At 44.3% G+C, this 26,389-nt stretch carries 17 protein-coding genes and 1 riboswitch; of the genes, 4 read left to right on the forward strand and 13 right to left on the reverse strand.

Annotated elements, in window-relative coordinates:
• Window positions 1–55: 55 nt before the first annotated feature.
• From HRU23_17275 to smc, 3 genes are all read right to left on the reverse strand, one after another.
• Window positions 56–2,002 (reverse strand): DNA ligase, encoded by a 1,947-nt coding sequence (locus HRU23_17275; GenBank protein NRA55892.1) that lies wholly within the window; start codon window positions 2,000–2,002, stop codon window positions 56–58.
• A gap of 210 nt (window positions 2,003–2,212) precedes the next feature.
• Window positions 2,213–3,286: a cell division protein ZipA gene (gene zipA, locus HRU23_17280; GenBank protein ID NRA55893.1), complete on the reverse strand. Its 1,074-nt coding sequence runs from the start codon at window positions 3,284–3,286 to the stop codon at window positions 2,213–2,215.
• Window positions 3,287–3,303: 17 nt separating this feature from the next.
• The gene (gene smc, locus HRU23_17285) at window positions 3,304–6,807 is read right to left on the reverse strand and encodes a chromosome segregation protein SMC (GenBank protein ID NRA55894.1); all 3,504 of its coding nucleotides are present in this window, start codon (window positions 6,805–6,807) and stop codon (window positions 3,304–3,306) included.
• 170 nt (window positions 6,808–6,977) lie between these two features.
• Between smc and cysZ the strand changes: the two genes are divergently transcribed.
• A complete protein-coding gene (gene cysZ, locus HRU23_17290) occupies window positions 6,978–7,721 on the forward strand; it encodes a sulfate transporter CysZ (GenBank protein ID NRA55895.1) in 744 nt (247 codons plus the stop codon).
• A gap of 88 nt (window positions 7,722–7,809) precedes the next feature.
• Here cysZ and thiH read toward each other — a convergent pair whose 3' ends face one another.
• From thiH to thiC, 6 genes are read right to left on the reverse strand one after another with little or no spacing between them, the layout of a single operon-like run.
• A complete protein-coding gene (thiH, locus tag HRU23_17295; protein NRA55896.1) occupies window positions 7,810–8,961 on the reverse strand; it encodes a 2-iminoacetate synthase ThiH in 1,152 nt (383 codons plus the stop codon).
• 4 nt (window positions 8,962–8,965) lie between these two features.
• Window positions 8,966–9,736: a thiazole synthase gene (locus HRU23_17300; GenBank protein ID NRA55897.1), complete on the reverse strand. Its 771-nt coding sequence runs from the start codon at window positions 9,734–9,736 to the stop codon at window positions 8,966–8,968.
• 3 nt (window positions 9,737–9,739) lie between these two features.
• The gene (gene thiS, locus HRU23_17305; GenBank protein NRA55898.1) at window positions 9,740–9,967 is read right to left on the reverse strand and encodes a sulfur carrier protein ThiS; all 228 of its coding nucleotides are present in this window, start codon (window positions 9,965–9,967) and stop codon (window positions 9,740–9,742) included.
• Between the two features lie 10 nt (window positions 9,968–9,977).
• Window positions 9,978–10,847, reverse strand: coding sequence for a HesA/MoeB/ThiF family protein (locus tag HRU23_17310; protein ID NRA55899.1), 870 nt, complete (start codon window positions 10,845–10,847; stop codon window positions 9,978–9,980).
• Window positions 10,840–12,534, reverse strand: a complete 1,695-nt coding sequence (gene thiE, locus HRU23_17315; GenBank protein ID NRA55900.1) for a thiamine phosphate synthase — start codon at window positions 12,532–12,534, stop codon at window positions 10,840–10,842. The genes HRU23_17310 and thiE overlap by 8 nt, the downstream gene beginning before the upstream one ends.
• Window positions 12,534–14,450, reverse strand: coding sequence for a phosphomethylpyrimidine synthase ThiC (thiC, locus tag HRU23_17320; protein ID NRA55901.1), 1,917 nt, complete (start codon window positions 14,448–14,450; stop codon window positions 12,534–12,536). Before thiC ends, thiE begins: the two co-directional genes overlap by 1 nt.
• 119 nt (window positions 14,451–14,569) lie before the next feature.
• A riboswitch (TPP riboswitch) is annotated at window positions 14,570–14,667 on the reverse strand.
• A gap of 351 nt (window positions 14,668–15,018) precedes the next feature.
• Between thiC and ggt the strand changes: the two genes are divergently transcribed.
• Entirely contained in the window at window positions 15,019–16,773 is a 1,755-nt protein-coding gene (gene ggt, locus HRU23_17325; protein NRA55902.1) for a gamma-glutamyltransferase, read from the forward strand.
• Between the two features lie 184 nt (window positions 16,774–16,957).
• On the opposite strand, the gene HRU23_17330 is transcribed toward ggt, so the two are convergent.
• The 3 genes from HRU23_17330 to HRU23_17340 all read right to left on the reverse strand — a co-directional run bounded on the left by HRU23_17330 (window position 16,958) and on the right by HRU23_17340 (window position 22,427).
• On the reverse strand, window positions 16,958–18,871 hold the full coding sequence (locus HRU23_17330; GenBank protein NRA55903.1) for an ABC transporter substrate-binding protein: 1,914 nt from the start codon (window positions 18,869–18,871) through the stop codon (window positions 16,958–16,960).
• 11 nt (window positions 18,872–18,882) lie between these two features.
• Window positions 18,883–21,297 (reverse strand): winged helix-turn-helix domain-containing protein, encoded by a 2,415-nt coding sequence (locus tag HRU23_17335; GenBank protein ID NRA55904.1) that lies wholly within the window; start codon window positions 21,295–21,297, stop codon window positions 18,883–18,885.
• Between the two features lie 212 nt (window positions 21,298–21,509).
• Complete coding sequence (locus tag HRU23_17340; protein ID NRA55905.1) at window positions 21,510–22,427, reverse strand: SDR family NAD(P)-dependent oxidoreductase; 918 nt, start codon at window positions 22,425–22,427, stop codon at window positions 21,510–21,512.
• Between the two features lie 261 nt (window positions 22,428–22,688).
• On the opposite strand from HRU23_17340, the gene HRU23_17345 reads away from it, so the two are divergent.
• The gene (locus HRU23_17345; protein ID NRA55906.1) at window positions 22,689–23,354 is read left to right on the forward strand and encodes a hypothetical protein; all 666 of its coding nucleotides are present in this window, start codon (window positions 22,689–22,691) and stop codon (window positions 23,352–23,354) included.
• A gap of 78 nt (window positions 23,355–23,432) precedes the next feature.
• Here the strand turns inward: HRU23_17345 and norR are convergent, their stop codons facing one another.
• The gene (gene norR / locus HRU23_17350) at window positions 23,433–25,004 is read right to left on the reverse strand and encodes a nitric oxide reductase transcriptional regulator NorR (GenBank protein NRA55907.1); all 1,572 of its coding nucleotides are present in this window, start codon (window positions 25,002–25,004) and stop codon (window positions 23,433–23,435) included.
• Window positions 25,005–25,178: 174 nt separating this feature from the next.
• Here norR and hmpA point away from each other — a divergent pair, with 174 nt between their 5' ends.
• Window positions 25,179–26,360, forward strand: a complete 1,182-nt coding sequence (hmpA, locus tag HRU23_17355; GenBank protein ID NRA55908.1) for an NO-inducible flavohemoprotein — start codon at window positions 25,179–25,181, stop codon at window positions 26,358–26,360.
• Window positions 26,361–26,389: the final 29 nt, after the last annotated feature.

Consider the following 26,389-nt stretch of genomic DNA (forward strand, 5'->3'; position numbering starts at 1 on the left):
TTTCAACGCTAACATAAAGGCGCTTTGCTACCAAAGCGCCTTTATAGATTACAAATTAAAGACCAATAAACTCAAGGTATTGTGATTCGCTAAGCACTTCAACGCCCTTGTCTTTCGCAGCGTTAATTTTACTTTCGCCAACTTTTTCACCGGTCACTAAAAATGATGTTTTTCCAGTCACTGATTTTGCCACTTTAGCACCGAGCGCTTTGGCTTGTTTTTCCATATCGCCTCTAGATCCTTTAGTCATGGTGCCAGTAAAGACCACGATTTTACCTGCGATCGGTGAATCATCGTTGGCTTGGTCAGACTGTTTTGGGGTAGCAGCTAATTTGAAACCTAACTCATAAACTTTGAAAAATTCGTCCCTGACGTTAGCTAAACCTTCAACAATCGCTTCAGCGCTCACTTGGGCAAAACCGTCAATTGTTACCATTTGTTCAACAGAAAGCTCAAACAGTTCCACAAGCGAGTGGTGTTGCAGCAACTTTTCACAATTACCGCCAGCCAATCGACTCACGCCAAAAGCTGCTAAAAAACGCCAATCTTCTATTTCAACCTCGCGGCTAACACGCAATTGTTCAACCAAGTTACGCGAAGTTTTATCACCGAAACCATAAGTTAGATATTGATGGCGTTGTATTTCATAGATTTCATGAATCCGCTTTATCCCGAACTGGTGAAGCTTTTCAATCACTTTAGGACCAAAACCATCGTTATTGCCCAGGCTTTTAAAGAAATGGACCAAGGTATTCTCGGTTTGCGCTGGGCAATCGGTTTTGTTCGGGCACACTAAATGATCTGATTCCCAAATCAAGTGCGAACTACAGCTAGGACACTCGGTTGGTAATTGTGGCTCAGCGCCTTGAATCACTTTTTCTATTTTAGGAATAACCAAGCCACTTCGAACCAATTGCACAATGGCACCAGGCCCTACCCTGTTGGTTTTGACCATGTTGTAATGATGAACGGTAACCCGGCTAATAGTCGCGCCACTTAACTTAGTCGGTTCTAATTCTGCAACTGGTGATATTCTGCCGGTGCGCGATGTTTGTGGTACCACGTTTAACACTTTAACTTGGGCAGAGTCTTCGTTAACTTTAAACGCAATTTGCCAGCGGTGGTGATGTCTGGTGGCACCCATCTCTTGTTTTATCGCATCATTGGTAACTTCAAGGATCACGCCATCAATATCGTAATCTACCGAATTCCAAATTTTCTCAACAATATTGTCGAAATCAGCCAGCACTTGTTCAAAATGCCCGGTCCAATTTTCAATTAACGAAAATGGGTAAAATACGCAGGCACCTTCATCAATTGCTTTTTGGACCGACTCATCGACTTTCTTCTCAGCAATAATCGCCGCTTGGATGTTTCTTGAATTTTCAAAGTTATCACTTAAAACCGAATCAAAATAACTTTTCTTGATCACGATTTCACCAGGGCCTAAACCTCGGGCGCCATTTTCTGCAACTTGCAGTCCCTTACGAAAAGCGCGGGTAATGTCTTGGCCGCGAATACCATCACCGCGGGTATAAAGCTTTGTGCCATCATCAAATGCCGCATAGCCATCTAACTTAGGCGTTACCCTAATTTGTACCTCACTGTCACTAACACCAACAACTTGAGCGGCTTTTAACAGTCGACCTGTCCATTTTTTAATTTCTTCAAATGAATATGCTTTGTCCGTCGAAAGCATTTTTTTAGGCAAAGCAACGGTTTTACTGTCGGCTACAGCTTCTGGCTCTATCGTTGATAGGTATGGGTGGTTAGGCTCGCGAGATTTAAGCGCAGCTATTGAGCTGTCATATGTTTCGTCGTTAAACACCGGGCTGCCAGCACGATACAACGCGTTCGCTATTTTTAAACTAATAAGTAAGTCTTCAAGCGACAGGTCGTTGATAGCCTGAGAAAATAACGCGTCAATAGCGCTTACTTCAAGTGTGATATCTAGTGGCTCAATAATTGATAATTGTGCTGGATTAAATTTTACGATGGACATGAACGGCACCTATTAAGCGGCTAAAAAATTAATGTTAAATTTGGATAATAATGAATAATTGGGCGGATCTAATACCCTAAATAATATAAGAACCACATTGCTTATAACAGCGCTTGGTTTAGGTCATTTTACGCTCATAACAACTTACACTCATAACAACAAAGCGCAGTAAATATACTGCGCTTTGTTAATGTTACAATGCTAATAATATTATTTGTTGGCGGCTACACGTTGCTCAACAGAGCGGATCCGCTCAACATATTGATGGGTTAATTGGTTGGTTAAAATATTACGTTTACCATCGAGCACTTGGCCGTCAAACTCTTCGGCAATTTTAGCGGCCGCATTAAGCATAATATTAAATGTTTCTAAATTACCCTGAGTATGAGGTAGCTGCATAAACAACGATACACCCGTGGTACTAAATTGTTCCATATTGTCGATATCAAAAATACCCGGCTGAACCATATTGGCCAAAGAGAATAAAACGTCACCGTGGCCAGCACTGCTGGCATGACGGTGGAAAATATCCATCTCACCAAATTTAAAGCCTAAGGTCAGTAATAACGGCAATAAGTGCGCGCCTTCTAACTCGCTAGCATCACGACCAACCACGTTAAGTACCAGCACATCCATCGGATCCACTGGCTCCACGGTGGTCGGTTTTATTATTGTTGGCTTTACCGTTGGCTCAACTTTTGCTGATACTACGGTTGCGGGTTCGACAAGAGCCGGTTCGATTATGGTAGATTCAAGGTTGTTCGATTCGATAGTTGTTGCTTGGGTAGATCGAATGACAGGCTCTGGCGGTTTAGGTTTAACAAAATCGAATTTACTGACTGGCTTTTCTCGCTGAATTGGCGAGTCGAATACTGGAGCAATCGGCTCTTCGATAATCAAGTGCGACGCACCATTATTATTCTCAGTGCCATCAAGTGCTACGTCAAAATTAATCGTTGTCTCACTGCTGTCAAGCTCTGATTGTTGTACCGCATTAGTGTCGACTTTAGTTGTGTCAGTATTACCTAGTGAGCCATTAAAACTTGAGTCCACTGGTAATTCTTCGCCATTGTCATCGATAATGCGGGCAACCCCAACCCCGTGACGATCAAAGCCAGAGCCATCACGAATAATATTGCCTTCGTCGTCTTGCTCCCTAAGATCGATCCCAGTTAGGTCAACGGGCTTATTTGATTGGCGAATGCTAATCAAGCCATGAATTAAAATAGCGGCAATAACCACTAAACCAATAATCAATAAAACTGTACGTAATTCTAATTCCATTAATACTACCAATTTTGTTATTCTTGAACTAAAGAAACAGCTTGTGCTACATCCACTGCAACGACACGCGAAACACCCGCTTCCATCATGGTTATACCGGTCAAATGATCGGCCATTTCCATGCTAACTTTATTATGCGTAATAAAAATAAATTGTACCTTTTCAGACATTTCTTTAACCAAATTACAATATCTTTCGACATTGGCATCATCAAGAGGTGCATCTACTTCATCAAGCATACAAAAAGGCGCAGGATTCAATTGAAATATCGCAAACACTAATGATAATGCGGTTAATGCTTTTTCGCCACCACTTAAGAGATGAATTGTACTATTTTTCTTACCGGGTGGTTGCGCCATGATGCTAACACCTGAAGATAACAGGTCACTATCGGTTAATGTTAGCTGAGCACTGCCGCCACCAAAGACTTTAGGGAACAGAATTTTAAAATCGCGATTAACCGCATCAAAAGTTTGTTTAAACATCTCTTTGCTTTGCTTATCAATTTTTTTGATTGCACTGCCCAAGGTTTCTAAGGCCGACTCTAAATCGTCAATTTGTTGCTTCAATAAATCAGAGCGCTGTTTCTGCTCATTATATTGCTCAATCGCTGTTAAGTTGATTGGCCCAATATTAGCTAATTGTTCTTTAACATTGACTAAACGCTGCGGCCATAATGTGGGATCAGTTTCAACCACCAACGCTGCAGCTAACGCAGTAAGCGCCGTTGCTGATAGCTCTAGTGCTTGTTCTTGCGCGGTTAGTTTTACTTTAAGCGTTTCACTGGTTAAATTGGCGCGCTGAATAAGCGCCTGGCCTTTAGCTAGCTTAACCTGCTGCTCTTTTTTACTTTGGTTAAGACGCTCTTGACTAACTTGGCACTGTTTAAGCTGCTGGCTCTGTTGTTGATGCTCGTGCCGTAATACAGCCAGTTGCTCACCACCAACCTGACAGGCCTGACGTTGCTCAGCTAAAGGTGCTGCACTGGCTTCTAACTGCTCGATCACCTGGTTTAACGCCAGTTGAGTGTCTTGAGCCACATCATTAATTTGGCTTAGCAGTAGCTGCGTGGCGCTAAGTTGCATTTGTAGTTTTTGGTCGGCCAGTTCAGCGTCGTGTTTTTGATGCTGAAGCTGCACTAAATCGCGTTGCTGACCATGGCGTAATTGTTTTAATACCGACAATCTGCTTTGTGCTGTTTTAAGATCAGCAATTAATTGATTAATCTGTTGATTTAGCGCTATTTGTTGCTGGCTCAATTGCACCAACTGCTGCTGTTCTAACGATTCAACCTGTTCTAAATCGACAATTTGACGCCGAATGTCATCGTGCTGATCGCATACGTATTGCCATTTTTGCTGTTCAAGCAACCACTGTTGTTTCGCTTCAATCATGTGTTGCTGACAACTAATGCTTTGTTGATCGCATAGCTCGCTGGCTTCAAGGTGCTCAGTTAGCGTTTTCTCAAGCAAATTTCCCTGTTGCGCTAATTGCTCAGCTTGGTCCTGCAATGTCACCATTTTGGTTTGCTGTTGTTGCAGGTGCTGCTCAAGTTCAAGCAGCCCGAGTCCAGTCGCGTCATCGTTGGCAGGCGCGCTAATCACGCTGAAACCTTGACCATACCATTGACCACAGGGCGTAATAACCGACTGGCCAGCGCTTAAACTTGCAGCTATCGTTTTGGCTTGCTGGAGATCATCAGCACAAAAGATCCCTGATATCAGATCGTTGATCGCATAATCGCACTCAATCAGTGCTTGTAAACTTTGAGACAATTGCGGCGTTGTAACTTGGCTTGGCGAAGCAGCCGCTGCAGAGTCCGTTTTATGAACTAACCGATGCCCAGTGCCAGCCAAAGCTGGTGTATGAGTCTCAACACAATAAGCCTGTAAAAAGTCGCCTAATACCACCTGCAGTGCTCGTTGCCAGCGCGGTGCTATCGTGATTTTTTGCCATAGCTGTTGAAAGCCTTGATAATGATTGGCTAACATTTGGTCATCATTGGCGAGTTTTGCGCTAATTAACAACTGATTGGTCGCCATTTCATTGGCTAACTTTTGCTGTTGTTGTTCAAGCGCTAGTACTTGCTGTTGCATCGCAGTGACCACGGCATTGCTTTGCTGCAACTGCGATTTTGCCGCCGTTTGGTGTGAGAGAGCATCGACATGTTGCTGTCTTAAACCCTGGTAGTGTTGCATTTTTTCTTGTGGCGCTAAGCTTGCCCGTTCCACGGCGCAGCTACTGAGCTTATCAGTCATTAACTCGCGTTGGCTGGCTAACTTGAGCTTATCTTGGCCAATTTTAGCACTGGAATGCTCACTAAGTTCAAGCTGTTGCCGCAAAGAGGTTTGCTGTTTTAGCAGATCACTTAATTGTTGTTGGCTCAGCTCAAGTTGCTGTTGGGTATCGACACTGTTGCTATTTAGTACCGCTAACTGCCCTGTCAATTGGACTAGTTGTGGCGCTAATTGAGCTGCCGCGTCGGTAGCAACTGCAACTTTGTGAGTTTGCTGCTGCTGGCGATCGGTATTGGCATTAAGGCTTAGCTGAAGCTTGTCTTGGTTCTCAAGTAAGTCCTGGTGTTTGGTGGCCAGCAGTTTAACTTGAGCTGTTGCTTTGGCTACCTCGGTTTCTTGCTGGTAGCATTGCTGCAATAAAGAATTTGAGTGTTCACTTAAGCGGGTGATTTCACTGACCACTTGCTCGTTTTGCTGTTCAGCTAATGCCTGTTTGTGTTCAAGCTCGGTTAAAAGCTGAAACTGCTGTTGTTTTTGCTGTTGTGCTAGCGTTAATTCCTGCTCAAATTTAGACCAGCGCAACACAATAATATCTTGATTTAAACTGCGTTCTTGGGCTTTTAACTGACCGTATTGCTCGGCCTGTTGGGCTTGAGATTCCAGTGCAGAAACCTGCGTGTCTAATTCATGTTTAATATCGGCTAAACGGCTAAGGTTTTCTCGGCTGTGCTTAATCCGCGTTTCTGTTTCACGACGGCGCTCTTTATATTTGGTGATGCCCGCAGCTTCTTCTAAAAAGACCCGCAATTCCTGAGGTTTGGACTCAACCAAGCGCGAAATAGTGCCCTGCTCAATGATCGCGTAACTGCGCGGACCAAGCCCGGTGCCAGATAATAAGTCGGTAATGTCACGCCGGCGACATTTTTGGCCATTAATAAAATAATCGGCCTGACCATCGCGGTTAATTTGGCGCTTAATCGCAATTTCACTGTAGCTTTGCCACGGCCCTGACATTTTGTTGTCGCTATTGTCGAATATCAGTTCAACACTGGCTTGTGAAATAGGTTTACGCGCGGTCGAGCCATTAAAAATGACATCGGTCATGCCCTCTCCACGCAGATTTTTGGCGCTGCTCTCACCCAAAACCCAACGAACCGCATCGATAATATTTGATTTGCCACAGCCATTGGGCCCAACGATTGCGCTTAAATCACTAGGCAGACTTATTTTAGTGGGATCGACGAAGGATTTAAATCCTGCGAGCTTGAGTTGTTTTAAGCGCATGGCTCTCTTTGAGGTATAAAATATGGCAATAACCCGGCATTATCGCATACTGCTTTAGGGATTGGGTAAATTTGAACAAAAATGCGATTTAACCGCCTATTTTGTAACACCTTAGCGCTACTTTTTTGTTATATTGTCGCAATTAACGCATTTGATACAGGATCTATACCTTGCTTAAACAATCGCACAGCGGTGCCAGCTACTTTTTAAAAGGTTTCGAAATAATTCAGGTTAAAGGCCTACGCAGTTTTGTCTTATTACCCCTTACTATAAATTTAATTTTATTCAGCGGCGCTTTCTATTTTCTCTACCTGCAATTGGAGGAGGTTTTTGATTACATCAATCACTTTATTCCTGATTTTTTGTCTTGGTTAAATTTCATTTTGTGGCCACTGGCGGTGATAATAGTCTTGGTGGTGTTCTCCTTTATTTTTAGTTCGGTGGCCAACTGGATTGCCGCGCCGTTTAACGGCTTGCTAGCAGAAAAAGTTGAATGTTACCTGACCGGCGATCCTGCACCAGAAGGCTCTGCGGCAGATGTCATTAAAGACATTCCACGGACGTTATCACGAGAATTTATTAAGCTAAAATATTATTTACCTAAAGCGATTGGCTGTTTGATTTTGTTTTTAATTCCGGTGATTGGACAAACTGTTGCGCCAGTGTTGTGGTTTTTATTCTCGGCATGGATGATGGCAATTCAATATTGTGATTACCCGTTTGATAATCACAAAATTAGTTTCGATGATATGAAAAGCCAACTGCAGCAAGATCGCGCAACCGCAATGTCGTTTGGCTTTATGGTAACAATTTTCTCAATGATCCCAATTGTAAACTTAGTGGTGATGCCTGCGGCCATTTGTGGCGCGACTGCGTTGTGGGTTGATCGCTATAAAGCACAGCAACCTGATTAACCCTTACTTGACCGTTGCTTGACCGTTGCTTGACCGCTAATTAAGATCAGCCGACCATTGTGGCTGATCTTAATTCTAAAATATTCCGCTAACCGACTTCACACCGATCAGCTACTTCGTTTAAACCCGGTTGCCAATCTTTCCAAACCACTTCGTAACCTTGCTCTTTGATCATGGCCGCGACTTGCGCCGGACTGCGGTTGTCATCAATACTAAACTGCTCCAACGATTTGTCTTCGCTCGCATACCCGCCCGGCTGCGTTTTAGAACCAGCACTCATGGTTGTAACCCCCAAACTCAACATATTGTTACGAAACACCGCCGATTCACGGGTAGATAACGATAGTTCAACCTGATTATTAAACAAACGATAAGCGCAAATCAGCTGGACTAATTGCCGTTCTGACATCGGCGAATTTACAGTTGCCCCCCCCTCACAAGGTCTTAAGCGGGGAAAAGATAACGAAAACTTCATTTTCCAATATTGTCGTTCAAGATACTGTAATTGCATCGCAACATGTAACGCGTCGGTTCGCCAATCTTCAAGTCCTAACAAACAGCCAATGCCAATTTTATTAATGCCAGCATCACCGACCCGTTCTGGGGTTGCCAACCTAAAGTCAAAATCTGCTTTTTTACCTTTTAAATGATAACTCGCGTATTTTTGACGATGATAGGTTTCTTGATAGACCAAGATCGTTTCAACCCCCCAACTTTTTAGCTGGCGGTAATCTTCGGTCAGCAGCGGCTGTACTTCCATCGAGATATGCGAGAAATACTGACGCAAGACAATCAAGGCTTGCTCAAAATAGGCCATGCCGACTTTACGTTCTGATTCGCCAGTCACCAGCAAGATATGGTCAAAACCGAGTTTCTTAATCGCAATGGCTTCGGCTTTAAGTTGCGTCATATCAAGCGTGGTGCGACGGATCTTATTTTCCATGCTAAAACCACAATAAGTGCATATATTTGAGCACATATTTGACAAATATAACGGTACAAACATTTGAATCGTTTTACCAAAACGCTGCTGGGTAATGGTTTTACTCAGCTGCGCCATATGCTCTAAATAAGGCTCAGCTGCCGGTGAAATCAGTGCCCTAAAATCATCGAGGCTAAGTTTGGTATTGCTTTTAGCCTTGGTCAGCGCCGCCGCTACGCCCGCTTCGTCACAATCGTAAATAGTAGCGGCCGTTTGTTCCCAGCTGTGCTGGTCAAATAAATCTTGAAAACTGCTCATGTTGTTAGTCCAAGAAAGCCGTTAGCGGGCTGGTTGCAATTGCGTTGTTGTTGACCTGACCCAAACCTGCGATATAAGAAAAACGACCCGCCTCAACCGCCATCGCAAAAGCTTTGCTCATGGCAACAGGATCGGGCGATACAGCCATCGCGGTATTAACTAACACCGCATCAGCGCCCATTTCCATTGCCAGGGCGGCATGTGATGGCGCGCCAATGCCAGCATCAACAATGACTGGCACATTGGCTTGTTCAATGATTATTTCTAGAAATTCGCGACTAACTAGTCCTTTATTGCTGCCAATGGGCGCGCCTAATGGCATTACCGCGGCGCAGCCTACTTGCTCTAGCCGTTTGGCCAACACAGGATCGGCGTGAATATAGGGCAAAACGATAAAGCCTTCATTACACAGTACCTCTGCTGCTTTTAATGTTTCGATTGCATCGGGCATTAAATACTTAGGATCAGGATGGATCTCTAATTTAATCCAATTGGTACCCAAAGCTTCACGGGTTAACCGAGCGGCAAAAATGGCATCTTCAGCGGTTTTTGCACCAGAGGTATTAGGCAGCAGTTTCATATTGTTGGCTAATAACGGCGCCAAAATATCATCTGACTTACCGTTTGTGTCAATCCGCTTAAGGGCCATGGTAACCAACTGCGATTTAGAAGCCACTAATGCAGCCATCATGGTGGCTTTGTCACAAAATTTACCAGTACCGGTAAACAACCGAGAATCAAATTGGTGACCGGCTATCGTTAATAAATCACTCATTGTTTATCCCCCGGCGATTGCGCCAAATATATTTATTTTGTCATTATTATTAATAACTTGTGTCGACCAGTTTTCTTTAGTCACCACCTGATTGTTAATCGCCACAGCCACGCCGTCATTAAGACAGTCGAGGTGAATTAGCAATTGATCGAGTTTGCTTAGTTGTTCACTAAGCTCGATCCAATTTTCTTGGTTGACCAACACCGCATTTGTCGGGTTATTGTTGTTCATTATGATGCTCCTACTGCTGATGCTCAGATTGTGACTTTGGCTTTTTCTTTTGTGTAGCACAGACTAAACACTGGCTATCACTGACACGGCCAAACGACTGCATGGCTAAATTTTCACCATTAATACAAACCAACTTACTGGCTAAATCACTGGGGGCGTCGATCAAATAGCGCAATGCTTGGCTTGCCTGAAACGACGCTAGCACTCCAACCATCGGGCCAGCTACGCCGAGCGTTTGACAGCTCGCAGCCTCTTTGGCACTGCTGATCTGCGGAAATAAACAGTGATAACACCCCCATTGCGGCTGCTCGGGATCAACCAACAGTAACTGCCCGTGCCAACCGGCGACCGAGGCACTTAGTAACGGCAATTTCTGCTCAACACAGTGGCGATTAACCAAATGTCGTGTCACGGTATTATCAGTACAATCGAGCACTAAATCACAGTCACGAACGAGCTTGCCAATATTGGCAGGGTCGAGGTACTGATGAAAACTAATGATCTCAATATGATCATTTTGCTCACGCAAGCGGTTAGCCAGTTCGTAGACTTTGGAATTTTCGATTGAATCAAGATCAAAGGCTATTTGGCGTGGCAAATTTGATAATTCAACCTCGTCTTCATCAATGATTGATAATCGGCCAATGCCTGCGCCGGCTAAATAACTGGCTGCGATATTGGCCAAACCGCCAGCGCCAATGATCACAACATGAGCTTGCCCGAGTTTTAATTGCTTGGCTTCACCCCATTGATCTAGCATGATCTGGCGCGAATAACGGATAAACTCCTGTGATGACAAGCTAGATGGCTCTTGTGAAGACAAGCTAGATTGATCTTCTGAAGATAAACCAGCGTCGGCTGTCGCTTGAAAGTTACTCATCAATCACCTCGCTCGCTAGCGTCGGTATTAAATTGACTGCTACTTGCCCGGCGCCTACTTGTGTCAACAAAGACTCGGTTACCTGTGTGACATCGTCAGCTTGGGTAATAGCGGTCACTAAGGCGACACTGCCAATACCAGTGGCTACCACGTCAGCAACCCGCGCGCGGGTAATACCACCAATGGCAACCAAAGGCCGCTGCGATTTAAATAACTCAACCTGAATTTTTAACTTATCAATACCTTGGGGTGTCGATGGCATGTCTTTAGTTTGGGTTGCATAAATATGACCAAGCGCGATATAGCTTGGTTGCAGTTGATTAGCCATTACAGCTTCATATAAACCATGGGTGCTTAAGCCCAATCGTAATCCTGCTGCTTTTATTTGCGCCAAATCAGCGAGTGCTAAATCTTCTTGCCCAAGGTGCACGCCATAGGCTTGATGTTGAATCGCGAGCTGCCAATAATCGTTAATAAATAACCGTGCTTGATACTTTCGACCTAAGGCTATGGCCGCAATTATTTGTGGTTCTATCTCGTCGGCACAAAAGTCTTTAGCCCGTAGTTGAATGGTTTTCACTCCAAGCTGTAACAGTCGTTCAAGCCAATCTAGTGTATCGACCACTGGATATAAACCAAGCTGTTGCTGGGTTGGTGTAAATGGCGTATCGTCATGCTCAGTGATATATTGCTGGGCTAAAAACAAATTTAGCTCACTAAGTTTTGGTAAATATTTGGCTTGAGTTGGCACTGTTAAGGCACTTAAGCTACCCTGAGCATTACCAAGTGGCACTGCGTGTTCAGTCGCCTGATTAATGGTGGTCTTTGCCAGTACCAGCGCGTCGCACATAGTATAATCTTGCGCTAATAAAGCAGCGATTAAACTGGCGAAGGTGCTGCTTAAACTACTGTCAGAGATGCTATCAGTACCATTAAAAGTACGGTCATTGGCTAACCACGGCGATGTCATCACAAAACCACGTGATGGCTCGCGCGCTTCAACGGCGTGTAAGCCTGCTACATAACAGTCATATCTCAACTCACCAGGCAGTGAATCATTAGATAATGACTGGTCATGTGCCAACTGGCCACTGTTAAGTAACACACTGAGCTCAAACTCAATGGATAAAGTTCGGGCTAATGCCACTAAATAGCTTACCGCTTGATTATCATCGATGGTAACTTGGCACAGCCGCTGTGCCTGCTGTAAGTTTGGTGTTAACAAATCAACTTCGGGCAACAAGTATTGCTTTATCGCGGCAAACATCGACTCGTTAAATGCAAAACCAGCACTCGTGCTGGCCAATACAGGATCATAAATGACCCGTGTAGCCAGTGCACTTTCGCTTGGTTGCATTTGTGAATAACGTAGTTCGGCTAACTTACCGCCTAGCCAAATAACTTGATCAACATTGGCCAGAAAACCAATTTTTATCACCTGCGGCACTTTCTGTTCTATTAATGTTTGTTCAATTAATGCTAACCACTGCGCTTCAAGCAGATCAACAGGCGTTGCGGTCAGCGCAGTAACAAGCAGGCTATTTTTCGCCGTGATGCAACTGGCCATGGTCACGCAATGCACATCATAATGCATTGCGGCGCGGGCATCCGCCATGATGCCCGCGCCATCTAAGCAATCAACACCAATAGTCCAGATAACTGGGATCGTATCAGCTAGTTCGGCCATTACTTTGCCTCAGCTGCCAGCTTGTAAATCTCACTGCCCTGATCTTTAAACTCTTGTGATTTTTGCGCCATCGCAGCATCAATCGTAATGGTTTCATCGAGTAACTTTATTTCAATTGTTTCTTGCTTGGCCGCGTAATCACGAACTTCTTGTGAAATTTTCATTGAACAAAATTTAGGCCCGCACATTGAGCAAAAATGCGCTACTTTGCCAGAGTCTTGGGGCAAAGTTTCATCGTGAAAGGCCAACGCACGTTCAGGATCAAGTCCAATGTTAAATTGATCATGCCATCTAAATTCAAAACGCGCCTTAGACATCGCATTATCACGAATTTGGGCGCCCGGATGTCCTTTGGCTAAGTCACCGGCGTGAGCGGCAATTTTATAGGTGATTAAACCCTCTTTAACATCTTCTTTGTTTGGTAAACCCAAATGCTCTTTGGGAGTGACATAACACAACATTGCGCAGCCGAACCAGCCGATCATCGCCGCGCCAATGCCTGACGTGAAGTGATCATAACCCGGTGCGATATCGGTCGTTAAAGGCCCCAAAGTATAAAAAGGTGCTTCATCACAGATCTCCAACTGCTTGTCCATGTTCTCTTTGATCATGTGCAATGGAATATGACCTGGGCCTTCGATGATGACTTGCACATCGTACTCCCAAGCAACCTGAGTTAGTTCGCCTAAGGTTTCTAATTCTGCAAATTGTGCTTCGTCATTGGCATCGGCAATTGAACCCGGACGCATACCATCGCCCAGTGATAACGCGACATCATATTGCGCACACAACTCACAAATTTCTCTAAAGTGAACGTATAAAAAGCTTTCTTTATGGTGTGACAAACACCATTTAGCCATAATAGAACCACCACGACTAACGATGCCTGTTACGCGTTTTGCGGTCATTGGCACATAACGTAACAATACCCCGGCGTGAATAGTAAAGTAATCAACGCCCTGCTCGGCCTGCTCAATAAGTGTATCGCGGAACACTTCCCACGTGAGGTTTTCAGCAACGCCATTTACTTTTTCAAGCGCCTGATAAATGGGTACGGTGCCAATCGGCACAGGTGAGTTACGGACAATCCACTCCCGAGTTTCATGAATATAACGGCCAGTTGACAGATCCATCACGGTATCTGCGCCCCAACGCGTTGACCATACCAGCTTTTCAACTTCTTCTTCAATCGACGACGTTACCGACGAGTTACCAATATTAGCGTTAATTTTTATTAAAAAGTTACGGCCAATAATCATTGGCTCTGATTCTGGGTGGTTGATATTATTGGGGATAATCGCGCGACCGCGGGCAACTTCTTGACGCACAAACTCGGCAGTAATTTGCTCAGGCAAACTTGCGCCATAGCTAAAACCTGGATGTTGTTGTGTTAATTCCTTATCGCGAACTTCTTCACGTTTAAGGTTTTCACGGATCGCAATATATTCCATCTCTGGCGTGATTATACCTTGCATCGCATAGTGCTTTTGGGTCACACACTTGCCTTTAAGCGCTTTACGCGGCTTAGGCAGTGACTCAAAACGTAAATGATCTAGCCCTTCATCGGCCATGCGTTGTTGGGTGAAGTTTGAAGAAACCTCAGCCAATTCATAGGTATCTTGGCGCTCAAGGATCCAGTCACGACGCATCGCAGCAAGGCCTTTACGTAAATCGATTGTTTCATCAACGTCGCTGTATGGGCCCGATGTATCGTAAACATGCAAAGGTTGGTTTGGTACAAATACCGGGTTGTCTTTACTGCCGCTGAGCAAGGTATCGCTTAAAGCAATTTCACGCATCGGTACTTTTATGTCGGGGCGCGAACCTTCGACATAGATTTTTTTTGAGTTGGGGAAAGGTTGACCACAGATTTCATCAATAAATTTCTGGGCTTTTTCTCTATCTATTCTAGCCATGCAAACATCACCATATAATAATTATGTTGGAGTAATGAATGTCAGGAGAAGTGGCAAGAGTAGGAATTGATCAAATTTTGGCTGTAGGCAGACAAGCAGACACAGCAAATTTGTGAAATATCAATATCCCTCTTGTTTCCCTTCGCAGGTATTAGCCTGATCAGGTTCTACGGATCCCGCAATGCGGTCTCAGCCAGTGGCACTCCGACAAGATCTTCCAAAGACATGCGGATTAACGCAATCTGTCAATTGGAACAGGAGCAGTATAGGGCTAATCGCTAAATTATTTCAAGCAACAAATTGAAAACGCCTTACTAAATATTACTCAGCAGCCGGTATTCCGGCGATAAGGCTAATCCTAAGGCCACAAAATCTTTAGGGGTTTATATCGCGCAAGTCCGCTGTAGCAATGACTTTATCGTCTCTTAAACAAAAATAAAACATCAGTATCACTCATGCTCTTACGGCACTGGACCAACCTCAAAAAAAATCTAATTAAATACTAACCTTAACTCTATTTTCAGACTAAGTTAGGATTTCTATTGGTGTTTAACTTAAGGAATGTACGATGCTAAAAATAAAAAAATACATTGTTTTATCATTATGGACAGTGACGTTGGCCGCTTCTGCTGCTAATACGCCAGCGCAACTTGCTATTGATAGCAAATTCGCACTGCACCATCCGGTGTGGGCAAATTCAGGCATGGTCGCGACTCAAGAAGCATTGGCCAGCCAAATTGGGGTTGATATTTTAGCGGCCGGCGGCAATGCCGTTGATGCGGCTGTCGCTATTGGTTATGCCTTAGCGGTAACACTGCCCCGAGCAGGCAACCTTGGCGGAGGTGGTTTTATGATGATTTATTTGGCCAAAGAGCAAAAGACTATTGCGCTTGATTATCGTGAAATTGCTCCAGCGCAGGCCGCTCGTGACATGTTTTTAGATCAAGACGGCAATGCCGACAGTAAACTATCACGCTTTCACGGCCTAGCAGTCGGAACTCCCGGCACTGTCATGGGCATGGAGGTGGCGCTTAATAAATACGGCACCATGAAACGTAGCCAAGTAATGCAACCCGCGATCGATTTAGCCGCTAACGGCATTGTGGTTACCGCCGACTTAGCCAGTTCACTTAAAAAAATGGCCAAACGTTTAGGTAAATGGCCCAGTTCTCAAGCCATATTTTATAAAGCCGACGGTGGTTTTTATCAGCCTGGTGAGCGGTTGGTGCAAAGTGATTTAGCCGCAAGCCTTAAACTGATTGCCGCCCAAGGTGCAGCTGGTTTTTACGCAGGTTATGTGGCCAACAGCATTAGTAACACCGTTCAACAAGCAGGCGGCGTGCTAAGCACCAAAGATTTGGCAAACTATCGAGTCATGGAACGTCAGCCTGTGATCGGCAACTACCGTGGTTACCAAGTCGCTTCAATGCCGCCCCCTTCTTCTGGCGGCATTCATCTGGTGCAAATGTTAAATATGCTAGAGCAGTTTCCAATCAGCGAAATGGGTCATAATAGCAGCGCGACCATTCATACGATGGCCGAATCAATGCGTCGTGCGTATGCCGATCGCAGTAAGTATTTAGGCGATCCTGATTTTGTAAAAGTGCCTGTTGCTGCGTTAACGAATAAAAATTATGCCAAAGATCTCGCCGCGCAAATCAACCCCAACAAGGTCACCTTAAGTACCGATGTCGCGCCGGGTAAACTCGCCCCTTACGAAAGCAATGAAACCACTCATTATAGTATTATCGACCAATACGGTAACGCAGTATCTAACACCTATACCCTTAATTTTAGCTATGGCTCAGGACTCGTCGCTGCTGGTACCGGCATTTTACTGAACAATGAAATGGACGATTTTTCGGCAAAACCTGGCACGCCCAATGCGTATGGTTTAATCGGTGGCGAAGCTAATGCCGTTGCGCCGTTGAAACGCCCGCTCAGTTCAATGACCCCGACCATCGTATTAAAAGACGGTGTTCCGTTTCTCGTCACTGGAAGCCCTGGTGGCTCGCGCATTATTACCACTACCTTGCAAGTGATCCTCAATGTCATTGACCACCAAATGAATATTGCCGAAGCGAGTGCAGCGCCGCGTATTCATCACCAGTGGTTGCCTGACTACTTACGGATTGAACGGGGAATAAGCCCAGATACCGTCAAGTTGCTGACGCAAAAAGGTCATCAGATAAAAGTTAAGCAAGCGATGGGCAGTACTCAAACGATAATGCTTAACCAACAAGGATATTTTGGGGCATCGGATCCCCGCAGGCCTTCGGCACTGAGCAAGGGAGTTATGACTAAGGCGCTGATAGCTAAATAGCGTATGTAAAAGCGGGTCGGCGCAGCTTGATACTCACTGCGCCACTCATTTCAATTAATCAGCTCAATGAATCTAAGCTCATTGGGTCTGTTGTACCAATATATTGCGAAGCTAGCTACATTTAAGGTGAATAGAGCCAAGCTCATTTACCTAAGCTCATTTACTTAAGGTCATTTACTTAAGGTCAATGGCCTTGATTGGCGCTGGCTAGTTTTATTTCTAGCCGTTCAATCAATTGGCTAATGTCTTCTCGTTTGCCTAATCGATCGGCAGAAATAAGTACTAGTGGCACAATAGCCGAACTAAAAGTGTAACGTTCAATACTGCGGGAAATTTTGGCGGCTAGTAACTTAGCGCCATTACTGGTTGTTTCAGGACAAATAATCAGTAATTGCTCGGCTTTCCACCGTCCTGCCGTATCAGACAACCTGATTTCACAACTTACAATATTGGCAAGCGATAATAACATTTCGTCTAGCGCCTGTTCCCCTTCTTTGGTGCGCACTAATTCTATGCCTGAAAAATTTAACAAAATGACCGAAAACGGTAAATTAGTGCGGCTAGATCTGTTGTATTCGTACTTTAACAGTTGTTCAATCTTAAAGCGGTTAAATAAGCCGGTCGTCGCATCGATTACAGCCGCCTGTTCGATCCGTTTTTTGTCACTAATATCATACTCAATTGACGAATATCCTAACAAATAGTCATTTTTAACAATGGGTTCTAACTGCGCGCGATGCCAATATAAATCACCACGTTTGTTTTTATACATAATCTCACCACTCCAACTCAAGTGTGACAAAATGCTTTTGCTGATTTTTATTGCTGCCGATGAAGGAAACTCAGGATGGTAAAAAGCCGACCTCGGTCGCCCAATCAACTCATATTCTAAATAACCAATTTTTGCACAAAATGCGGGTGAAATAAAAACAAAACAATCGTTTTTATCGGTTCGATAGCTGAGAATATTTTGATCTATTTGGTGCTGATATTGGGCCTCTAATAAGGCCGTTTTTGAGAACAAGGCACTGATTTTATTTAGCCCAGTAGTTATTTTACGCCGAAGCTTGAATAACAGACACATAACCAGCGTAAACATCAGCAAGCTAAATGCAACAATGCGCCAATCAACCAAGGGTTTGTTTGTTTGCAACGTTAACTGAAATCCCGTTAAAGTACTTTGGCTAGGGACCATGTTTAGGTCACGATACAGCTGAGCTGACTGTTGCAGTCGTTGCTGCGAGATCTGACCGAGCTTAGTTAGATCTTGGTCAAAAAAACGCCGACTCATGCGGGCTTCATTTTGCAACGCGCCAAGCGATCGTTCTGCACGATAGACATGAATAATCCAGTCAATGACCTGCGCTGGGTTGGCCAGCGCATATTGCCAACCTTTGATGGTTGCTTGTTTAAACTCAGCAACTTCGGTGCTATTTAAAGCCAAATAGGCTTCGGTGGTAAAAACAAAATCACCGATAAAATCAATACCATAATTTGATGGATTGATGATATTAACGGCCAAACCTGATTCTTGATGCAAATAAGGTTGATTGGTGATGTAACCAGCATAGGCGTCTATTTCATTATTCTCTAATGCGCTACGTGGATCAGCTACGTTTACAAATTGATAATCTTCGATCGTCAGATCAAACTGTTTGAACAGCGCTAATAACGTGCTGTCGTCAGAATTTAACCCATACATCACCCGTTTGTTTTTAAGTTGGATCGGATTAAGAATATTGTCTCTGGCTCGAGTGATTAATACCAACGGCGAATACTGATAACTGGCCAGCAATGCCACTACTGGCAGCCCTTTTAAGCGGTGTAACACTAGGGTTGAATCTGCCACCCCATATTGGGCCTGGCCACTTAAAACTTGGTCTAGTACCGAATTTTTGGTCTTACGTTCTTTAATCGTTACATCTAGGCCAACATCTTGATAATAACCAAGTTCTTTCGCGGCATAAAAACCCGCAAATTGAAATTGATGATGCCATTTTATTTGAACGACGACAGGCTTTAACGGATCACTTACTGCACTGCTATAAGGAGTTAGCAGAGTTAAAGTAAGCAGTAAGCAAAGCCGTAGTAATATCATACTATTTTTATCTATTCCTTCACTGGATCGAGCCCTAAATTTAGCCAGTGTTTATTGATTCTTAATTTCCGCTGGTTAACCAATTGAACTAAGGCTATAAACGTCAAATTATCGGCCACCGACTTAAAATTAGGATTAAATTCCAAATTTGCAAGGTCATAACGGATATCAGGCAGCCAACCAGTGCTAACAACACGGGACAATTCTTCAATCGCTTTAGTCGTATTACCCAGTAGTGCATAGGCTTGCGCCAAATGGGTTGAATAAAACGATGGCGCTATTGGTTCGTTACTAAAAAAGTCAACTAAAGCAAGCAGCAATGACTGGGCCTTTTTATCTTGCCCCGTTAATTGCAGTATCCGAGCATAATGTACCAAGTACAAAGCTTGATTGCTAACAAGCGCTATATCATTGCCTGGTAGCGGCGTCATTTTATGCTCTGCGACAAAAGCTAATGCTTGTTCTAATTGACCATTGGCGCTAAGCAATACAACATAACGCCACTTTGCTGGAAGATTAACCACAGAATGTTGGCCACTTATAGCAAGCGCATCAACAGGATGATCAAGTGGGAGTGAATTGTTTGCCAATGATTGCTCCACGGCCTTAATCAACTTTGGATCGGCGATTGCTAGACCAGCGCTGTCTAATGCTGCCAAGCTGTCATAATTAAGATGAGTAAAACGCAATTTCTCTATTACATTATCACTAAAATTAAGTTGTTGCTTCGCTAGTTGATAAGCACGGGCGAAATATCCCAACTGCGCCAAATCGCGTGCTTGCCAATAGTTTAGCTCTTTATTGACCGGAGCTAAACGCTGTGCAGCGTGGATCAAGCGTAAACTTAATTGATATTGACCTTGCTGGCGATATAGCTGCGCTAGGGCAGTAAAATTGTCGAGCTGCGAGTTATTTAGTTCAATCACCCGCTCGTATTGTTCTGTCGCGCTAGCAATATCACCTTGACGTAACGACCACTGCGCAGCGGCCCGATAGCCTAAACTATCAGTTGGAAACTTTTGTTTAAGCACGCCAACAAGCTGACTGAACGATTGTTCAGCTTGTTGTTGTTCAACCGAGGATTTAACAGTTTGTTCCACGCTTGCTAGTTGTTCATTTAACAACAACAGCTGTTGCTGATAGCTTATCAGGCAGCCTGACTCTAACTGAGGTTTACGTTCTTTGGTGCCAACAAACTGGTTAAATTCACAATGTTCTTGCGCTAAATTCAACTTAACATTAGGTGCAAGTATTCTGGTGAGTGCAATGTTTATTGGCTGGCTGGCCCAGCTACCACTGTAATTTAGCGGCAGTGACGCGTACTTAATCGCAGCGCTATTGGCGCTGTCATAATAAGTTAGCTTAATCTGTACGCCATCTTCGGCATAAAATAATGCCGTGTCCAAACGTGGATATTTGTCCAGCTTTTGATGTTCAACGACGGTTATCGATCCAATGTGTTGTATTTTGTGCTTTAACCACCAGCCGACGTTTTGAGTCACTTGTTGTACAACATCTTCGCTTAACATCGCAGGTACATTGTCAGCATTTACCTCAAAGGTAACAGGCGTAAGATAAACAAGATCTGAGCTCGTTGCTTGGCTTACTTTAAGCTCATTATCGTTAAACCACCAGCTGGCAGTAATAAACGCCAACATGCTGATTATAATCAGCAACGGTGCTAGCCGTCGGCGTTTAGTAACGCGAGGTTGTGGTGTCGGCTGTTCTAATTTTTCATTGGTATTGATATTGGTATTAGCACTGGGTTCGGCACTACTGGCTCTACACTCAGTTTGAATCTGTCGATCAAGTACTTCGTCAGCAGGTAGTTCTTCAACTGACTTTTCTTTAACAGACTTTCCTTTAACAGACTTTCCTTTAAAAGAAAGTGCTTCCAGAGACGGTTCTTCAACATGAAATTCAGGCTCAGGCTCTAATGCTGAGGCTTTAGCCGCTGGTTCACTGTTTATAATCGCCGTTTGGGGAGCTGCAGTAATAAAACTCAAATCGTCTAACACATTGATCGATGTTAAACCTGCTGCAGGGTTTTGTAATTGTTCAGTGCTTGACTCAACGGCAATAGGCAGCTGAGGCGACGATGTAACTCGCTGTGGCTCCATGACCAAGCAGTAGCCACGTTTGGGGATGGTGCCAATAAAATGAGCGCGATGAACTGAATCGTTAAAGATCCGGCGCAACCGAGCAATACTTTGATATAGTTTATTACGCGTGAGCTCAACACCCACTTGTTTAATAAGTTGCTCACTCGCCACGGGTTCAGGGTAATGTTCAACCAATATCAATAAAATTGCACTATGGACTGGGGTTAACTCAATGAGCTGTTCAGATGACTCTAATTGACGGCGCTGGCTGTAAAAAAACCACGGGCCTAACTGATAATCATCAGACGTTACTGGATCGACCAAACTTGCTTCCTAAAAGATTATAACAACGACAAAGTCCCTATTATAACCAGTTAGCAGCAAGCTCAAAACAAATATTGATTTTGACCACCAGCCAGCCGATAAAACAATCGATTTAACGCTAAACTAGGCGTTGGTGACTATAAACGTCGCTTGTTGAGCGTGCCACAAGGCTCAAATTCAACCAATATCCGATGACTTAATTCAATTAATTCTTAACTCTTCTCACTAAGTAGTGCGAACGCTTTGGTAATAAATTTCTCTGACTGTTGCATGCCTGAGCTTAATTTTTGTTGATCACGGGGATCTGAAATTTGCGACCAATGTTGGCGGACACTTTCTGGCGATTGATCGGCAGCTGACAACATCACGCCTTGGGTTTCATGCATGGCTGCGCTCGCATAACCACCAGCTCCCGCACATAAAATAAATTGATTAGGCGCGTCGTCATCACACAAAACTAATGCGCCAGCGGTGACAGCAAAGGGAGTCAGTAACGGCAATATTTGTTCGGGCATTAAATCTTGGGTCATTCGAGTATTGGCAATGGGGGCTAACGCATTAATTCGAATATCATATTTAGACCCTTCCAATACCAAGGTATGCATTAAACCCAACACCGCCATTTTAGCGGCGCCATAATTAGTTTGGCCAAAGTTGCCGTACATGCCGCTAGACGATGTGGTCATCATAATACGGCCATAATTTTGGTCGCGCATAATATCCCACACCGCTTTACAACAATTAACCGTGCCCATAACGTGCACATCGAACACCGATTTAAAATCATCTAGTGCCATTTTAGTAAAAGATTTGTCGCGCAAGATCCCGGCATTGTTAATTAAAATATCAATTCGGCCCCAAGTGGCCATAGTTTGGTCGACCATCGCTTGCACTTCGTCAAAATTAGCGACGTTAGCGCCATTGGCAATCGCCTCACCGCCGAGCGCAATAATCTCGGCCACTACTTCTTGTGCCGCCACAGAGGATTGACCGCTGCCATCTCTGGCCCCGCCCAAATCATTAATCACTACTTTGGCCCCGCGTGCTGCTAATTCCAATGCGTGACTGCGACCAAGCCCATTGCCGGCCCCAGTAACTATTGCTACTTTTCCGCTAAAATCTATTGTCATTCTTAACCTCTTAACATGATGTTTCATTTGAAATTAAGCACTATATTGGGTATTAGTGCTAACACGACATTCTTTAAACCCATGGTAGTTTTTCGCGCAATAAGCAGCAACTACTTATTTACATTTGTGAGCTTTTTAGTTCGATCATTGTGACTAATTCGTGATAAAGACGTGATTAAGCCGTGACACCGCTGCCCTATTGTTGATGAGCAAGCCAGTGGCAACTCACTGGGCATACCTCAAATCATCAGGAGTAGCGCAATGAAGTTTAATCATAAAGTATTAATGTTAGCCGCAGCAGTCTCATTAAGTTTCCAAGCCAGTGCTAATTACAATCACCAGGGCCGTACTTATCAAGTGACGGTAACCAACATTACCAAAGGCATAAATTTCACCCCTTTATTGGCGGCCAGTCATTTGAAATCTTTCTCGTTATTTTCGGTTGGCAGTGCCGCCAGTCAAAACATTATAAATATTGCCGAAGGTGGTGATATTTCAGGCTTAAATCAAGAATTGGCCAATGTTGATGAAGTCTATAATACCGCAGCCACCGCAGGACTGCTGATGCCCGGCATGTCCGTTGAATTAGAGGTAACGGCGTCGGGGCGTTATCGCCAACTAAGTTTGGTTGCTATGGCATTGCCGACCAATGATACCCTAGTCGCGATGCTGGGCATGACCTTACCCAAAAAACGTAATATGCCGGTGACTTATTACATGAAAGCTTATGATGGTGGCAGTGAAACCAATGATGAATTGTGTGCCAACATTCCTGGCCCGCATTGCGCGGGAGTGCCCTTTTCTCCTGAAGACGAAGGTGAAGGATATATTTACCCGAGCCCAGGTATTCATGGCGAAGCCGATCTAAGCCGAGCCACTTACAACTGGCATGGCCCAGTTGCAATGGTGACTATTGTTAGAAAATAAGTCCTGCTGCATAAGTTACCGTTCAACTCATTAACTTATGCAGCGTACTGCAAACAAAGCCTGTTCAGGGCTTAAAAGTTACATAGTTAAGCGACGCATGGTCCTAATTAAGTTACTGCGATCTATTTGTAACAGTCGAGCCGCAGCGGCTAAGTTTCCATGCGCCTGGCTTAGCGCCGTATCAATCAACTGACGTTGATATTGATCGGTTGCTTGGCGCAGCCCTAGCTGGGTAACATCATTGATTACTTCACTCACCGATGAAATACTATTGGCAGCATCACCAATATTACTACCTAGATTACTCCGCTCACTGGGCGCTGATGTGAGCTGTAAATTAAGATGCTGGTCGCTAATGCTAACAATGCTCGCATGTCGCCCTTGTTCGCTAATGGCTTTAAGTGCTGCGCGACTCAACAGGTGCTCTAATTCTCGAACATTGCCCGGCCAGTCATAACGAGCCAGTTGTTCAATAGCACAAGCTTGTAAACGTAATTTTACGACACCTAGCTGTTGCTGGCTTTTTTCAAGAAAGTAACCTGCCAATAACAAATAATCTTGATCACGCTGACGCAACGGCGGTACTAAGAGCGGATAAACACTTAATCGGTGATAAAGATCGGCTCTAAACCGACCTTCTTTGACTTCAAGCTGCAAGTCACGATTAGTCGCCGCGACAATTCTGACATCCACTACCGTGGTTTTGTCGCTGCCAACCCGCTGAATTTCACCATTTTGCAGTGCGCGTAACAACTTGGCTTGCGCTGGCAATGGCAACTCTCCTACTTCATCAAGAAATAAGGTGCCACCATCGGCCAATTCAAACCGCCCGCTACGTTGGTTAATCGCGCCAGAAAAAGCGCCTTTCACATGACCAAACAATTCACTTTCAATAATATTTTCAGGTAATGCGGCACAGTTTATTTGCACCAACGGCTGATTTTTTCGTTGCGATAGCTGGTGCAAACTTTTAGCAACCAGCTCTTTGCCGACCCCTGTTTCACCAGTAATGAGCACCGATAAATTACTGGGGGCAACCGTGTTAATCTCACGCTGCATATCTTTAATTGCGGCACTGCGACCGATAATGTCACCCGAATTAACCGTTGCGATCAAATGCTGAGTGACTTGTTGGTTATGCTCAACTTTACTCTCTAGTGCTTCGATATGCTGACTGGTTTTAATAACGGCTGCAACAGCGGCAATATAAGCACGGGTTTCCACCGGATCTAATGCCGAAAAGCTACCTGCTAGCATAGAATCAAGGGTTAATACGCCCCAAGGTTTGCCATCAATCAAAATAGTGCAGCCCATACAATCGTGCACTTGTAATTGCTCGCCACAGCCCTGTACTAAGCCATCGTAAGGATCGGCTAACGTACAGTCGCTATCAAACCGAGTAATTTGCGGGTTGCTCAAAATATGTTGCAAGCGGGGGTGCTGGTCGATCACAAACTGGCGTGCTAGTGCTTGTTCCATTAAGCCGACTGTCGCAACAGGCACTAAACAACCATCGTGTAATTTGAGTAACGCCACGACATCGCAAGGGATCGCGCGCTGAATGGCTAATACTAGCCGTTGGTAACGTTGGGCTTGAGTTAATTGTCGATTTAAGTCTTCAACAATATCAATAAACGGAGAAATATTCATAAAGGTCATAATAACCTAATATGGGTCTAATTGACACGTTTATTGATCTAGGTCAATTTGACTAGCTCGTGTTTAAGAACAAACTTTAAGTGTTATTAATCAGCGACTTACTTTCTTGGCACGTTTTGTGATAAGTGATTGCTGATCTCAATTAATTTCCCATAGGAATCGGCAATGTTAGACAGCAACACAGTAAAAATTATTAAAGCCACGGTGCCCGTATTAAAAATTCACGCCAATGACATTACCCGAACGTTTTATCCGTTACTTTTTAGCCAACATCCCGATGTTGTGCCTTATTTCAATCAGACTAACCAAGGTAAAGGCAGCCAGCCAAAAGCATTAGCCAGTGCAGTGATCGCCTATGGCGCTAACATCGATGCCTTGGGAAATTTAAGCGACGCAGTCAGTAAAATAGTTCAAAAGCATGTGTCGCTGGGCATAATGCCTGATCAATATGACGCGGTCGGAAGTTGCTTACTGCAAGCGATAAAAATTGTGCTTGGCGACGGCGCAACTGACGAAGTAATTGATGCGTGGGGCAAAGCTTATGGCCAATTAGCCAGCATTCTTATTGCGGCAGAAGAAACGGCTTACGCACAAAACGAGCAGCAACTTGGCGGCTGGCGTGGCCAACGTCAATTTAAGTTGGTTAAGCGGATTGAGGAAAGTTCGGTTATTAGCTCTTTTTACTTTGAGCCCACCGATGGCAAGGCCCTGCCCTTGTTTAAGCCCGGCCAATTTTTAACGATTATCGTTACCACCCAAGCGGGCGAAAAAATTCGTCGAAATTACAGCTTGTCTGATGCGCCCGGCATGAGCTATTTACGCATCAGCGTTAAACGCGAACCAGAGGGTGTCGTCTCGAACCTGCTGCATGACAAGCTCAAGCTTGATGATTGTGTTGAACTGTTACACCCGGCTGGTGATTTTACCTTACGTAAAAATACCAAACCTTTAATATTATTAACCGCTGGTGTTGGCATTACACCGGCAATTAGCATGCTTAATAGTGAAGCCGGTTCAGGACGAGATATTCGTTTTATTCATGCCGCTCTTGACAGTAAGGTTCATGCGTTTAAAGACCATGTTGCGCAATTAACAGCAACCCATGATCATATTTCGCCCTTTTACATTTATAGCAATCCACAAGCATCGTGCCAGCCAGATGCCACGGGCTTTATTACCGAGCAACTAATTGCCCAGCAATTGCCAGAGGATCGCGATGTTGAATTTTATTTACTCGGTCCTAAGCCATTTATGCAAAGCGCTTTAGCCATTGCACACAAACTAGGCATAGCACCTGCTCAAATTCATTATGAGTTTTTTGGCCCAACTGAAAGTTTAACGGTTTAATCAATAAAGCGAGGAGTAACTAAACGAAA

Source organism: Gammaproteobacteria bacterium (assembly GCA_013214945.1).
Taxonomy (GTDB): domain Bacteria; phylum Pseudomonadota; class Gammaproteobacteria; order Enterobacterales; family Psychrobiaceae; genus Psychrobium.

Coding starts and splice junctions, on each gene's coding strand:
- HRU23_17275 (NRA55892.1), bottom strand. CDS start 2,002: ATGTCCATCGTAAAATTTAATCCAGCACAATTATCAATTATTGAGCCA.
- zipA (NRA55893.1), bottom strand. CDS start 3,286: ATGGAATTAGAATTACGTACAGTTTTATTGATTATTGGTTTAGTGGTT.
- smc (NRA55894.1), bottom strand. CDS start 6,807: ATGCGCTTAAAACAACTCAAGCTCGCAGGATTTAAATCCTTCGTCGAT.
- thiH (NRA55896.1), bottom strand. CDS start 8,961: ATGAGCAGTTTTCAAGATTTATTTGACCAGCACAGCTGGGAACAAACG.
- HRU23_17300 (NRA55897.1), bottom strand. CDS start 9,736: ATGAGTGATTTATTAACGATAGCCGGTCACCAATTTGATTCTCGGTTG.
- thiS (NRA55898.1), bottom strand. CDS start 9,967: ATGAACAACAATAACCCGACAAATGCGGTGTTGGTCAACCAAGAAAAT.
- HRU23_17310 (NRA55899.1), bottom strand. CDS start 10,847: ATGAGTAACTTTCAAGCGACAGCCGACGCTGGTTTATCTTCAGAAGAT.
- thiE (NRA55900.1), bottom strand. CDS start 12,534: ATGGCCGAACTAGCTGATACGATCCCAGTTATCTGGACTATTGGTGTT.
- thiC (NRA55901.1), bottom strand. CDS start 14,450: ATGGCTAGAATAGATAGAGAAAAAGCCCAGAAATTTATTGATGAAATC.
- ggt (NRA55902.1), top strand. CDS start 15,019: ATGCTAAAAATAAAAAAATACATTGTTTTATCATTATGGACAGTGACG.
- HRU23_17330 (NRA55903.1), bottom strand. CDS start 18,871: ATGATATTACTACGGCTTTGCTTACTGCTTACTTTAACTCTGCTAACT.
- HRU23_17340 (NRA55905.1), bottom strand. CDS start 22,427: ATGACAATAGATTTTAGCGGAAAAGTAGCAATAGTTACTGGGGCCGGC.
- HRU23_17345 (NRA55906.1), top strand. CDS start 22,689: ATGAAGTTTAATCATAAAGTATTAATGTTAGCCGCAGCAGTCTCATTA.
- norR (NRA55907.1), bottom strand. CDS start 25,004: ATGAATATTTCTCCGTTTATTGATATTGTTGAAGACTTAAATCGACAA.
- hmpA (NRA55908.1), top strand. CDS start 25,179: ATGTTAGACAGCAACACAGTAAAAATTATTAAAGCCACGGTGCCCGTA.